Source organism: Providencia sp. PROV189, from assembly GCF_028480065.1.
In the GTDB taxonomy this organism is placed as follows: domain Bacteria; phylum Pseudomonadota; class Gammaproteobacteria; order Enterobacterales; family Enterobacteriaceae; genus Providencia; species Providencia stuartii.
In genome coordinates this window covers 1-13166 of sequence record NZ_JAMPOG010000036.1, presented here as the reverse complement: position 1 = coordinate 13166, position 13166 = coordinate 1, and the positions used below count along the sequence as shown (strand labels likewise).

At 38.4% G+C, this 13166-nt stretch carries 16 protein-coding genes and 1 other RNA gene; 5 read left to right on the top strand and 12 right to left on the bottom strand.

From position 1 onward, the window contains the following. Nucleotides 1-146: 146 nt before the first annotated feature. Entirely contained in the window at nucleotides 147-725 is a 579-nt protein-coding gene (locus PR833_RS17230) for a YecA/YgfB family protein (protein WP_004921737.1), read from the bottom strand. Nucleotides 726-900: 175 nt separating this feature from the next. Between PR833_RS17230 and zapA the strand changes: the two genes are divergently transcribed. The 3 genes from zapA (at nucleotide 901) to PR833_RS17215 (ending at nucleotide 2249) form a co-directional block, all read left to right on the top strand. Next, nucleotides 901-1230: a cell division protein ZapA gene (zapA, locus tag PR833_RS17225; protein ID WP_004921740.1), complete on the top strand. Its 330-nt coding sequence runs from the start codon at nucleotides 901-903 to the stop codon at nucleotides 1228-1230. Between the two features lie 112 nt (nucleotides 1231-1342). Then, nucleotides 1343-1524: non-coding RNA, 6S RNA (gene ssrS, locus PR833_RS17220), on the top strand. Between the two features lie 134 nt (nucleotides 1525-1658). Then, on the top strand, nucleotides 1659-2249 hold the full coding sequence (locus PR833_RS17215; protein ID WP_036941161.1) for a 5-formyltetrahydrofolate cyclo-ligase: 591 nt from the start codon (nucleotides 1659-1661) through the stop codon (nucleotides 2247-2249). Between the two features lie 41 nt (nucleotides 2250-2290). Here the strand turns inward: PR833_RS17215 and serA are convergent, their stop codons facing one another. The 3 genes from serA to rpiA all read right to left on the bottom strand — a co-directional run bounded on the left by serA (nucleotide 2291) and on the right by rpiA (nucleotide 5219). Beyond that, nucleotides 2291-3541 carry a phosphoglycerate dehydrogenase gene (serA, locus tag PR833_RS17210; RefSeq protein WP_004921747.1) on the bottom strand — a complete coding sequence of 417 codons (1251 nt, stop codon included), beginning with the start codon at nucleotides 3539-3541 and terminating at the stop codon, nucleotides 2291-2293. A gap of 329 nt (nucleotides 3542-3870) precedes the next feature. Continuing rightward, on the bottom strand, nucleotides 3871-4392 hold the full coding sequence (locus PR833_RS17205; RefSeq protein ID WP_004921753.1) for a YcxB family protein: 522 nt from the start codon (nucleotides 4390-4392) through the stop codon (nucleotides 3871-3873). 170 nt (nucleotides 4393-4562) lie between these two features. After that, nucleotides 4563-5219 carry a ribose-5-phosphate isomerase RpiA gene (rpiA, locus tag PR833_RS17200; protein WP_004921758.1) on the bottom strand — a complete coding sequence of 219 codons (657 nt, stop codon included), beginning with the start codon at nucleotides 5217-5219 and terminating at the stop codon, nucleotides 4563-4565. A gap of 191 nt (nucleotides 5220-5410) precedes the next feature. Here rpiA and PR833_RS17195 point away from each other — a divergent pair, with 191 nt between their 5' ends. Further along, complete coding sequence (locus PR833_RS17195) at nucleotides 5411-6313, top strand: LysR family transcriptional regulator ArgP (RefSeq protein ID WP_004921761.1); 903 nt, start codon at nucleotides 5411-5413, stop codon at nucleotides 6311-6313. Here the strand turns inward: PR833_RS17195 and PR833_RS17190 are convergent. The 4 genes from PR833_RS17190 to PR833_RS17175 all read right to left on the bottom strand — a co-directional run bounded on the left by PR833_RS17190 (nucleotide 6310) and on the right by PR833_RS17175 (nucleotide 9382). Continuing rightward, a complete protein-coding gene (locus PR833_RS17190) occupies nucleotides 6310-7044 on the bottom strand; it encodes an oxidative stress defense protein (RefSeq protein WP_004921765.1) in 735 nt (244 codons plus the stop codon). The genes PR833_RS17195 and PR833_RS17190 overlap by 4 nt on opposite strands. 118 nt (nucleotides 7045-7162) lie before the next feature. Then, on the bottom strand, nucleotides 7163-7780 hold the full coding sequence (gene argO / locus PR833_RS17185; RefSeq protein WP_004921770.1) for an arginine exporter ArgO: 618 nt from the start codon (nucleotides 7778-7780) through the stop codon (nucleotides 7163-7165). Nucleotides 7781-7984: 204 nt separating this feature from the next. Further along, entirely contained in the window at nucleotides 7985-8860 is an 876-nt protein-coding gene (gene mscS / locus PR833_RS17180) for a small-conductance mechanosensitive channel MscS (RefSeq protein ID WP_004921773.1), read from the bottom strand. A gap of 150 nt (nucleotides 8861-9010) precedes the next feature. Next, complete coding sequence (locus PR833_RS17175; protein WP_014656392.1) at nucleotides 9011-9382, bottom strand: YacL family protein; 372 nt, start codon at nucleotides 9380-9382, stop codon at nucleotides 9011-9013. 208 nt (nucleotides 9383-9590) lie between these two features. Between PR833_RS17175 and PR833_RS17170 the strand changes: the two genes are divergently transcribed. Continuing rightward, nucleotides 9591-9968: a VOC family protein gene (locus PR833_RS17170; RefSeq protein WP_014656393.1), complete on the top strand. Its 378-nt coding sequence runs from the start codon at nucleotides 9591-9593 to the stop codon at nucleotides 9966-9968. A 306-nt stretch (nucleotides 9969-10274) separates the two neighbouring features. Here the strand turns inward: PR833_RS17170 and PR833_RS17165 are convergent, their stop codons facing one another. The 4 genes from PR833_RS17165 to PR833_RS17150 form a co-directional block, all read right to left on the bottom strand. Next, on the bottom strand, nucleotides 10275-10982 hold the full coding sequence (locus PR833_RS17165; RefSeq protein WP_040133342.1) for a type 1 fimbrial protein: 708 nt from the start codon (nucleotides 10980-10982) through the stop codon (nucleotides 10275-10277). Nucleotides 10983-11052: 70 nt separating this feature from the next. Beyond that, entirely contained in the window at nucleotides 11053-11688 is a 636-nt protein-coding gene (locus PR833_RS17160) for a hypothetical protein (RefSeq protein ID WP_004921789.1), read from the bottom strand. Between the two features lie 60 nt (nucleotides 11689-11748). Beyond that, the gene (locus PR833_RS17155) at nucleotides 11749-12378 is read right to left on the bottom strand and encodes a fimbrial protein (protein WP_053110425.1); all 630 of its coding nucleotides are present in this window, start codon (nucleotides 12376-12378) and stop codon (nucleotides 11749-11751) included. Between the two features lie 57 nt (nucleotides 12379-12435). Continuing rightward, nucleotides 12436-13074: a fimbrial protein gene (locus tag PR833_RS17150; RefSeq protein ID WP_053110424.1), complete on the bottom strand. Its 639-nt coding sequence runs from the start codon at nucleotides 13072-13074 to the stop codon at nucleotides 12436-12438. Between the last annotated feature and the right edge of the window lie 92 nt (nucleotides 13075-13166).

The following is a 13166-nucleotide window of genomic DNA, read 5'->3' as shown; positions in this document are numbered from 1 at the left end:
CTTTCGAGGGGATATCTTTGCTTGCCGCCTAGATGCAACTCGAATTAGGTAGAGTACAACGGCAAGCAGTTAATCTGTACCTGTTTCACTTTACAAATGGCTATTTAGCTCAAATAAGCAAAGATGGTGAACAGGCACAAACTGTTTTAATGAAGAATGGGTTTATTATTGCCAGTTGTCGACTGCTCTTTTTTCCCTTCGGTGAAAGTAATATAACAAAGCTGAACAGCGACTCTGACATATTCGACGACTTCTTCTAACGCCTGCTCAAGCTCTTCTTGGTCTTCATCTTCATCATAACCAAGCATGCCAATATTACGTAAGTCGTTAATCACTTCACTGACTTCTTTTTTATCTGCAAGTTTAGGTTGAGCCACGCCAATACCTAATAAGAAGTGGTTTACCCATCCTGCCAGTGCATCTGCGTGATCAAAGACGGACGCATTTTCATCGGGAAATAGCATTGAGAACGCAAATTCACTGTCGTCCAACACTTGGAAAGTCGTGTCATATAATTCACGTAGTGGTTGAGCAATAGCTTGAGGGAACGCTAAACCATCATTAGCCAGATCGTGGACTAATGTCTGCCAGCCACTATCGCGACTTCCTCCACAAATCAGTCCTGTAATTAAACCGTGAATTTCTGCGGCAGTTAGTGCGATAGAATGCTGTTGGAGAAGGTTGTCCAACGTTTCATAATTTGGTAAAGATTTTTGTATAGACATCTGAATTCGTCATGTTAGCTAATGATTCATGATATGCTACCATCAAGGATGGTCGCTATACCAGTAAGCTTTTGATCTGTATTTTTAATAAAGCAGCTAAAATTAGTGAATAAACCATCTATTATTTTACGCCGAACATTGTATTTGCGGCGAGTCCTATTCGTATGGAGGTATCATGTCCGCACAACCTGTTGACATTCAAATATTCGGGCGCTCAATGAGAGTCAACTGCCCTGTCGAACAAAAAGAAGCCCTACTGGCATCCGCCCAAGAACTTGAGCAACGCCTTCAAGATCTCAAAGATAGAAGTGGTGTTACTAATACAGAACAGCTTATTTTTATCGTTGCATTGAACGTGTGTCACGAATTAACACAAGAAAAGACAAAAACACGCGATTATGCATATAATATGGAAGAGAAGATAAAAATGCTGCAACAAACAATCGAGCAAGCATTACACGATCAGGTAAAAATCACTGAGAGGCAGGTTATGCCTATCGGCTAAATTTGCTTAATAATCATACACTAGTATAAAAAAATAAACGAAAATAGGGTTGCTTTTTAAATCCAATTTCATACAATGAAGTACATAGAGTGACGTTACGCACTCAAACCAAATTTCTCTGAGATGCTCGTGAGTGGGTCAGTCCCCTGAGCCGATATTTCAAAAAAACAGAATGTGGTTATTGCGCTGGTGAGCACGCCTGATTCGCTCAGGAAGCCTAAAGGTTGCTAAACTACGTTCACCTTGAACCAAGGGTTCAAGGGTTACAGCCTACAACGGCATCTTGGAGACCCTCAATTTTTCCCATAAGCTTGCTTCTAATACTATTATCTCACGCTCATTAGGCTATACTTCCAACCATTACTTGCATATTTATCAAACCACTAATAATAATAGAGTTAATAATAGCCTCTAAGGTTGCGGATCTTATGGAAGATAACTTATCAGTCATGCGTCAGCAAATTCGCCAATCGGTTCGTCAGTTACGCCAGCAGCTGAGTCCAGAGCAACAACAACTGGCTGCAAAAAAAATCGTACAACATACCTTATCTCACCCTAAGATTGCTCAAGCACAACACATTGCGTTGTTTCTTTCTTTTGATGGCGAGATCCACACTCAACCATTAATTGATGCACTATGGCAGCAAGGGAAAAAAGTTTACCTGCCCGTATTACATCCCTTTAGCCCTCATCATCTGCTGTTTTTAAACTATGCGCCGACAACTCAGTTAGTTAAAAATCGATTTAACATCGATGAACCCCCATTAGACGTAACCCAAGTGCGACCCATAAATCAGTTAGATGTCATGATGATCCCACTGGTTGCCTTTGATGAACAGGGTCAACGTTTGGGTATGGGAGGCGGTTTTTATGATAGGACTTTAGCTAATTGGCAGCAGAAAGGATTTTACCCAATAGGGCTTGCCCATGATTGCCAACGGGTCACTGCTCTCCCCGTGGCACATTGGGATATTCCTCTTCCTGAAATTATTACCCCACAAAAAATATGGCACTGGTAACCCAGTGCCATAATATCCATTCGATACGCTTGGTTTAATGATTAATACAGTAGTCGAGCGCGGATAGTGCCCGGCAATTGTTTCAATTTAACCAGAATATCATCAGCGTGATCGGGCTGTTGCGTGATAATATCAATTACAACGTAACCAACATTTCCAGCAGTACGTAAATACTGGCCAACAACGTTGATATTATTTTCAGTAAACACTTGGTTAATGCTATTCATCATTCCAGGGCGGTTTTCATGAATATGCAATAGACGGTTAGTATCTTCAGTATGTACTGGCAGAGAAACTTCAGGGAAGTTAACCGCGGAAAGCGTCGAACCATTATCTGAATATTTCGCTAATTTACTTGCAACCTCTAACCCGATATTTTCTTGTGCTTCTTCTGTTGAGCCACCAATATGAGGCGTCAAAATCACGTTGTCGAACTTGATTAGCTCACTAATGAATGGGTCATTAGGGTCATTGTTCGCCGCAGGCTCTGTCGGGAATACGTCAACTGCCGCACCTGACAGATGTTTGCTTTCCAGTGCATCAGCCAAAGCAGGGATATCAACAACTGTACCGCGTGACGCATTGATGAAAATGGCCCCCGGTTTCATCAGTTCAAACTGCTCTTTTGCAAACATATTTTTGGTGCTTGCTGTTTCTGGCACATGCAAGCTCACAACGTCGCTCATGTTTAATAATTCAGCCATTGAGCGAACTTGTGTCGCATTACCCAGCGGTAATTTATTTTCAATATCATAAAAATAAACATCCATACCAATCCCTTCAGCCAAAATACCTAGCTGAGTACCGATATGACCGTAACCAACAATCCCTAAGCGTTTACCGCGAGCTTCAAAGCAACCTTTCGCCTGTTTTTCCCAGATGCCGCGATGCGCTTTCATATTCGCTTCCGGAATACGACGTAACAGCAGTAACAATTGACCTAAAACCATCTCAGCAACGGAACGGGTATTTGAGAAAGGCGCATTAAAAACAGGGATACCGCGTTTCGCCGCAGCATCTAAATCCACTTGGTTTGTACCAATACAGAAACAGCCGACAGCCACTAATTTTTCTGCTGCCGCAAAGATCTCTTCAGTCAGATGAGTACGGGAGCGAATACCGACAAAACGCGCATCTTTAATTGCTTCTTTTAACTCTTCGTCCGACAACGCACTTTTGTGATATTCAATGTTGGTATAGCCTGCTGCTTTTAAATTATCAACCGCGCTTTGGTGAACTCCTTCCAATAGTAAAAATTTAATTTTGTCTTTTTCCAAAGATACCTTAACCATTTACCCTACCCTATCAGCTTAAGATTCATAACAGATGAACTTTCCGTGTACCAACATAGCAAAAAACAGCGCAGTATCAATACAATCGTTTGCCTCATTTATCTGGTTAAGTGCGAAGAAAAAGAAGTTATGTGGCAGAAAATCAGGGGCGGTAACACAAAATAAGGATTTTGCCTGTGCAATAAGCATTAGTGTGAGATATATCACCAAAATAAGGGGGAAATAAAAATTGCTATTTTTTTTATTGCTAGATGATATTAGTAAAATAGATGACTTAGACAGGCATCTATCTTCCAAACCAATAGACCAATTGTTTTTACAGCAAAAATTTACTTAACTAAATTAATCGCTTTTTCTTTTACCATTCGCACAAATTGTTGGCTCTCTTCTGTCGACGCAAAACAGCGCGCTGGAATGATAATGGCGAAAACACGGTCTATAAAAAGATACAATAAATCACCATCCGTCCGTACAAATTTAAATGACTCCCATTTAATCAATGCGTTGCCATATTTACTTACCTCATGAAGCCCAATCTCATCAAAACGATATTCCTTTTCACAAAACAGGTAGCCGCCTTCATCAGGAATTGCTCGATTAAACGTTTTCAATAATCGAACGGCAATAAACAAAAATAAAAATGAGGCGATAATAAACGCAATGGTTAACTGAAAAAGGGTGATATTTAAAAGCTGAAAGGCCACAATAAATGCGATGAAAAAAACAACCGCCATCACAATCAACGATTTATCCCATGCACTATTCTCGGAAAAATAGTCATTTTTATAACAGTAATTATTGAAACGGACATATTCGTTGCGTTCGAGTTTGACTTTGATGTGATCTACCATGTCAATACATCCCTAGTATCATGAAATGATCATTTGAGAAAGGCTAAAGTCAGTCGTTCCTAGCTATGCTGTTATCAGCATAGCTAAGTCAATCTAACTGGCTAAGGGGGATATTCAAATAATAACCGATTTCTAACAAACAGCAGTATTAAATCGATATTCAGAACAAACTATTTAATCGTTTTTACGCCTTCAGAAGTCCCCATTAAAACAATGTCAGCGCCACGATTTGCAAACAAACCAACCGTAACAACGCCTGCAATGGCGTTAATTTTGTTTTCGAGAGCAACAGGATCCACAATGCTTAAATTATGCACATCAAGAATCACATTACCGTTATCAGTAACGACATTTTGGCGGTACTCTGGTACACCACCTAATTTAACAAGTTCACGCGCGACATAGCTGCGTGCCATTGGGATCACTTCAACAGGGAGAGGGAATTTACCCAATACATCCACTTGTTTAGACTCATCTACGATGCAAACAAATGTTTTGGCAATCGCTGCCACAATTTTTTCACGTGTTAAGGCTGCCCCGCCACCTTTGATCATGTTTTTATGGTGATCAATTTCATCTGCACCATCAACATAAACATCCAGCGAATCAACATCATTACAATCTAACACAGGAATGCCCAGTGATTTAAGTTTCGCTGTCGATGCTTCTGAACTTGAAACTGCCCCCTCTATCTGTCCCTTCATTGTTGCCAAAGCATCAATAAAATGAGAGGCGGTAGAGCCAGTGCCGACACCAACAATCGTGCCCGGTTTCACGTAATCTAATGCTGCCCAACCTACTGCTTTTTTTAATTCATCCTGAGTCATGCGATGCCTTCTACTATTTTTAAGAGTGAATGAGGTTTTTATCTGCTAATAATATTATATAACGGACACCTAACAAGTTCAGCTTTGTTCGTAATATTCTGTGATTCACACATTGTCATCAATATTGCAGGTGTTCTGAGGCAAAATATGGCATAGTGAGTCGTAGAATAACAACAAGGAGAATACCCCCAATGAAGCGCCCTGATTACCGCGCGTTGCAAGCACTGGATGCTGTCATTCGTGAAAGAGGATTTGAGCGGGCAGCTCAAAAATTATGTATTACACAATCTGCCGTCTCACAGCGGATCAAACAATTAGAGAACCTATTTGGTCAGCCGCTACTCGTTCGGACAGTACCGCCACACCCCACAGAGCAAGGGCAGAAGCTATTAGCACTTCTTCATCAAGTAGAATTACTCGAAGAACAATGGCTCGGTGATGAAAACGGGGGGTCAACGCCATTACTACTTTCACTTGCAGTCAACGCCGACAGTCTAGCAACTTGGTTATTACCTGCACTTAATCCTGTTTTAGGCAATAGCCCAATTCGTTTGAATATCCAAGTGGAAGATGAAACACGAACACAAGAACGGTTAAGACGTGGCGAAGTGGTTGGCGCAATCAGTATTCAACCTCAAGCATTGCCGGGGTGTTTAGTCGATAAACTCGGAGCATTGGATTATATTTTTGTTGCATCACCCGATTTTGCAGCAAAATATTTCCCTGAAGGCGTCACACGTTCATCGCTTCTTAAAGCGCCAGCAGTAGCCTTTGACCACCTTGATGATATGCACCAAGCTTTTGTACAACAGAATTTTGGTCTATCGCCCGGTAGTGTGCCATGTCACATCGTTAATTCATCAGAGGCATTTGTACAACTGGCAAAACAGGGGTCAACTTGCTGTATGATCCCACATTTACAAATTGCTAATGAGCTTAGTACAGGTGAATTAATTGATTTGACGCCAGGGCTATGCCAACGTCGGATGCTATATTGGCACCGTTTTGCCCCGGAAAGCCGTACGATGAAGAAAGTCACTGACGCCCTACTCAAAACAGGGCGCCAGATGTTAAAACAAGAAGATGAAACTTAACGTTTTAATTCAAAAACCACATCAACTTGGTCGTTAAAATCAATACTCTGCTGCTCATAAGTTTCGTTGACATCGCGCTCAGGGGCAGCAGAGAGTGCCATTTTCGCTCTGTAATTCATGACTGGCGCAGGGTATGGGGTCGCATCTGGTGCACGATAATTTACACTGTACACAGGCCCTAACTGAACATTAAACCCTTTTGCCAAGGCATTCGCTTGTTCAATCGCATTTTTAATCGCTTTTTCTCGAGCCTCATCGCGATATTGTTGAGGGTTATTCACACCGAACTGAACTGAATTAATTTCATTAAGCCCTGCTTTTAATGCACCATCAAGCAAGGTATTGAGTTGATCTAATTTAGTGACTTTAACTTCAACAGAACGAATTGCTGTATAACCTACAATGGATGATTTCTGAGATTCTTTATCATACTCATATTTTGGTTGAGTACGCACATTAGCAGCATTGATATCTTTCTTTTCGATACCATTTTGTTTCAAGAACTCAAAATATTCAGCAACACGTTTATCAACGCCTGTTTTAGCCGCTGCTGCATCTTTTTCAGTCACTTCAACATTGATATTTAATGTCGCCATATCCGGTGATGCTTTAATTATTGCATTACCTGACGTTGTAATATGTGGCCCTTCAGGAAGCGGATTAGCTTGTGCAATAGCAGGAACCGCAACACCAGCCATCATGGCAGCAAGAACAAGAGACTTTAACTTCACAGGACCTCCTAATAATCAATAATAAGAAAGTTGTGGTGACATAACTTATTTATCCCACAACCTTACTTAAACATTAACACATCCTATGTGAAATTCGTTTCGGATTAATAAGAAATTATCAATACCCTAACCCTTGCTTCGCTAATTGAAAGGCAATAAACCACATCACCATTCCAACAAAGAGATTAATTACGCGTTGTGAACGTGGCTTATTTAGTATGGGGGAAAACCAAGCCGCTAATATCGCTAAAGCAAAAAACCAAGCAAAAGATGCGGTCAGTGCCCCTGCCGTAAACCACGGCCGTAATGAGCTTTCTAACTGCCCTCCCACACTGCCTAATACCACAAAAGTATCTAAATACACATGAGGGTTTAGCCACGTTACCGCAAATAGAGTCACGATCACTCGCCAACGATTGGCAACCTTATTCTCTGCTTGCACCCTAACTTCATCGCGACTAAAAGCGCTACGACATGCGCCGTAACCATACCAAGCTAGAAACGCTACCCCAGCCCATGTAATCAATTGCAACAGAATTTCAGACTGGCTTAGTAATGCACTTCCTCCAAAAACACCAGCAATAATTAATACGGTATCACTTAAGGAGCATAAAAATGCACTCATCACATGATATTGCTTTCGACTTCCCTGCTGCAAAATAAATGCATTTTGCGGGCCTAATGGAAGTATCATTGCAGCACCAAGTAAAGCACCCTGAATATAAATCGTAAACATGCATAAATTCCTAATAATTATTCATTTTATTCAATGAGATTCTAATTAGAAAAAATTATTAGGGAAAATTATTATTTCTTATAGAAGATTAGAATAACTTATTGTGACATTCGCTATCTAAACGATAGGAAAGGAAAATCAGCAAATAAAAAAACTGGGTACAGTACAATAAACTGACCCAGTTTTATCATTCAATAAATACGCTTATTCTGTCATATCTTTTTTCACTGCAACAGCAGCCTGTTGATGTAAATGGACATCCATTTGAGGGAATGGTATACCAATATCGTGCTTATCGAGTGCACGTTTGAAATTTTCCATTAAATCCCAATATACAGGCCATGTGTCACCATTTTTAGCCCAAAAACGGACTAAATAATTTAATGAAGATGGCGCCATTTCGTGTAAACGGATAGTCACACCTTTATCGTGTAAAATACGCTCATCAGCAGCAACAATGTCACCTAATACTTTTTTGACTAAATCAATATCTGAATCATACGCCACTCCAACAATAATATCAGTTCGGCGATCAGGTTCACGAGTGATATTGATAATGTTATCTGCAATAATTTTACCATTCGGAATGACGATAATGCGATCATCTGCTGTTCTAAGTGTGGTAGAGAAAATTTGAACGTTTTGAACCGTTCCTTCTACAGCCCCAATTTGGACATACTCACCAGCTCGCAGAGGTCTAAACACGACTAATAATACACCAGCGGCAAAGTTGCCTAATGAGTTTTGTAATGCTAAACCAACAGCTAAGCCCGCAGCACCCAATACAGCAATCACAGATGCTGTTTGAACACCAATTTTGCCAAGTACAGCAATAAACGTAAACGCAACAACAGTATAACGGACAATCGCGGATAAAAATTCACTCACGGTAGGGTCGATGCCGCGTGCTGTCATCACACGATGTAAGCCACGTCCAACCCACTTAGCAATCATCATACCGACAATAAGAATGACGATAGCAGAAACGATATTCACCGCATACTGAACTAACAGATCCTGATTTGCCGCAAACCAATTCGTTGCGTCATTCAACGCTCCGGTAACATCATCAGTATTCATACAGTCCTCTAATTTTTAAATGGAATTACTCGGTAAATGAAATTATCACATGCTCCCAACAATTTAGTTCTTATTCAAACTAACCATGTGATATTGCAATTAAATAATAACTACAATATCTAAAATCTGACAACATTTTAAAACAAAAATTTATTTTACTTTATTTTCTAAAACGAATTGTCTGTAATCGTTAAGCATACTCATAAAATCATCAATGCCGCAAAATGCGACACTTTCATTATCATAGTAACTCATTCCCTCTTCTAAACCCTCCGTCTCGAAAGCAAGTTGATTCGCTCGGATCATCACTTCTTCATCGTCTAATACCAATGTGTATTCATGACCGATTAATTCCCATTGCTTCTCGCTACCTTTAATCGATTCGTATCCGGCTTCTATTTCATCTAACAGACTAAAATCGCCTTTAATTTCCTCATTAAGCCAATAACCAACCGCTTCATGATCCATCGAAAATTTTGCCGATATCTCTCCAGTTATATCCTGAAAAAATTGGTATTCCATAATCCACCTCACACCAGACGTCATTCGTTATAATTATACCTCTAGTTCAGTATTATTGTTCGCTAAAACATGAGATAAAAAGAAAGCTCACTATGATATGGGGAGCATTGATGAACTTTTGTTCTGCAAAAACGACAAACGGCTAATAGCAGAACAAAGTAAGCGTCATCGCATAACACGACATAAAGAAGAAGGATAGGAGTGTCTGATGATTAACCATTTAGACCATCTGGTGTTAACCACAACCGATCAAAACGCGTGCATTGATTTCTACACCCATGTACTCAAAATGAAGTTGATAACCTTCGGTGAGCAGCGCTATGCGTTGCAATTTGGGCAGCAAAAAATAAATATCCACCAATATGGTAAAGAATTTGAGCCAAAAGCTCATTTACCCGTACCTGGCTCACTCGATTTATGTTTTATCAGTAATACACCAATAAACCAAATTATGACGTTTATTCAACAGCAAGGTGTCGAGATTATAGAAGGCCCTGTCAAACGTACAGGCGCAATGGGAGAGATATTATCTATTTATATTCGAGATCCTGATTTAAATCTTATTGAGATAGCAAATTATATATAGCCATATACTACTGCTAAATTCGTACAAAGGTAGCACAAGTCGTACAGACTGGCTACCTAATCAAAAATTAAGCTGTCCCCAATACACTATGCCATGAGATATCGAGTGCCTGATTTTTATTTATATTACTTAATAACAATGGATATGTAACTGTGAATTTTGATAAATTATACTGCTTGGAAAAATGATTTCACAATATTTTGATTATATTTTATCTGTACAAAATCATTTAGATAATCAAAAATTTATACAGGCATAAGTTAACATTAGATTCCCCGCATAAAATACAAATCCCATTTTTTATTATTAAATACTAAAATTAAAAGTAATTATAGCTTCTGCATTATAATTAACTTCATCATTAAGCTCAATATTTGCTTTAGCCAAATCATTTCGTGAGTTAATAAACATACTCTCTTGTTCAAAATTTGCTGAAAATACTTTCCCTGGTATTAATGACCTCATAAATTCATTCTTACTTATTGATTCACCATTTGCCTTAGACCATCCATAATATTCCCCCTTAGTTAACACATATTGCCCAAGACCCGCTGTTGAATGTATTGAGTTATATAAACGGCGAACATATCCAGAATTATTATCGACCTTAGCATCTTTTACTAAAAATGAGACACCACCAAGTGCGGCCGGTTTACCCCCATTAATATGAAAATATTTATGTGCAATATCAGGACTTACTGGCGTCGAAGGTAAATTTAAGCTTTCATAAAGATCCGTCGCCATGAATAGTAAATAAGTCTCTGCGTCACATGTCACTGTAACCGTATTTTTTATTTTTGAGTTTTCCGGGAAAATATATCTATTCGACATAGGTATAACATCAACAGAGAGTTTTCCCATGTCATATATGATATTGGTTTGCTCTTCTCCATTAACCATACAGGTTGGTGGCTTAATATCACCAGATATTTTTAAATTAGCATTTGTATCTGCATAGCTTAAACCAGCGGCTAATAATGGTAATACACCTAAACATTTTACTGTATTTTTCATATTAAATTAACGCCCCTAATAATTTAAATAGGTCAACAACCTAACCCGATTAGAATAAAATAAAATAAAATTAAATACCAAAACCAAATGATAATGTCGCACTGCCATCTAGGGATACATCACCAGCACTCTCTTTTACCTCACCATAAAACATTGGCTTAACTTCAAAATCAGCCGCGAAAATTTGTCCTGATACTAACTTTGTCGATGTTTCAGCCCAAGCTGTTTTTTTCGATTGGCTTATTAAAAGTTCTGGCACAGCGCTCCCTCCCGCAGCCAACACAGAGACTTTTTTAGCGCCTTCATCACTATTTCCTTTAACAGTCGCATTTGACATTGTAATAGTGTAAACACCAATATTTTGGCTATTATCAGCACCATATTTACCTAAACCAAAGAAGATATCGCCTGGATTTATGACACTATCACTACGATTATCTTTGGCTATAAAATTTAAATAAGTGGCAGCATCACACACTATTTCAATTCTTTTCGTTTCACCATCTAAATATAAGATATCTGAACTAGGAAACATTTCTGGAGCGATATCAAATCGATATTCAATATCCACTTCATTCTGATTATTGATAGAGCATGTTGGTGGTTTAATATCGCCAGATACTTTCAAATTAGCACTGATATCTGCATAACTTAAACCTGCTACCAATAACGGCAATAAGCCCAAACATGTTATTGTGCTTTTCATCGTAAATTAACAATCTCAATAGGTTAAATAGGTCAATTATCTAACCTATTTAAAATAAAATTAAATACCAAAACCAAATGATAATGTCGCACTGCCATCTAGAGATATATCCTCAATATTATTTGTTCTGATTATATTTAATACCGCATAAACCTCAAAATCAGCAGCAAAAATTTTTCCTGGTGCTAATTTTTTCGATGTTTCAGCCCAAGCTGTTTTTTTCATTTTCGCTATCGAGGTTTCTGCTACAGCTTTGCTTCCTTCTGGTAACACTAAAACACGTTTAGCATCTTCTTCACTATTCGCTTTAACAGTCGCATTTGACATTGTAATGCTATAAACACCAATTTCATTATTATCAGCACCATATGTACCTAATCCAAATAATAATGCTGCGTCGCTAGGACTAATGCGATTATCATGAGCCACAAAACTTAAGTAAGTCGTTGCATCACATACGATTTCGATTCTTTTCTTTTGTTTATCTAAAGATGTTCTTCCTGAACGATTAAGCATTTCTGGCGATATCGTGTAATTATATACAATATCTACTTCATTCTGATTATTGATAAAGCATGTTGGTGGCTTAATATCACCAGATACTTTCAAATTAGCATTTGTATCTGCATAACTTAAACCTGCTACCAATAACGGCAATAAGCCCAAACATGTTATTGTGTTTTTCATCATGAATTAACAATCTCAATAAGTTAAATAGGTCAATTACCTAACCTATTTAAAATAAAATTAAATACCAAAACCAAATGATAATGTCGCACTACCATCTAGAGATATATCCTCAATATCATCTGTTCTGATTATATTTAATACCGCATAAACCTCAAAATCAGCAGCAAAAATTTTTCCTGGTGCTAATTTTGTCGATGTTTCAGCCCAAGCTATTTTTTTCGATTGCTCTACCGAAATTTCTGACTTAACGGTATTTCCTGTCGATATTAAAACGTTTTTGTCGGCTTCTTCACTATTCGCTTTAACAGTCGCATTTAACATTGTAATGGTATAAGCACCAATATTTTCTTTATTATCAGTACCATATGTACCTAATCCAAATAAAATATGACCTTGTTCTGAAGAAACGCTATCAATACGGTTATCTTTGGCTTCAAAGCTTAAGTAAGTTGTAGCATCACACACTATTTCGATTCTTTTCTTTTGTTTATCTAAAGGTGTTTTTTCTGAACGGTTAAGCATTTCTGGCGATATCGTGTAATTATATACAATATCTACTTCATTCTGATTATTGATAGAACATGTTGGTGGCTTAATATCACCAGATACTTTCAAATTAGCATTTGTATCTGCATAACTTAAACCTGCTACCAATAACGGCAATAAGCCCAAACATGTTATTGTGTTTTTCATCATGAATTAACAACCTCGAAAATTAGGATAGGCCAAATAGATGGCCTATCTTAAAATCACGTTAGATACCAAAACCAAATGATAATACCGCGTGA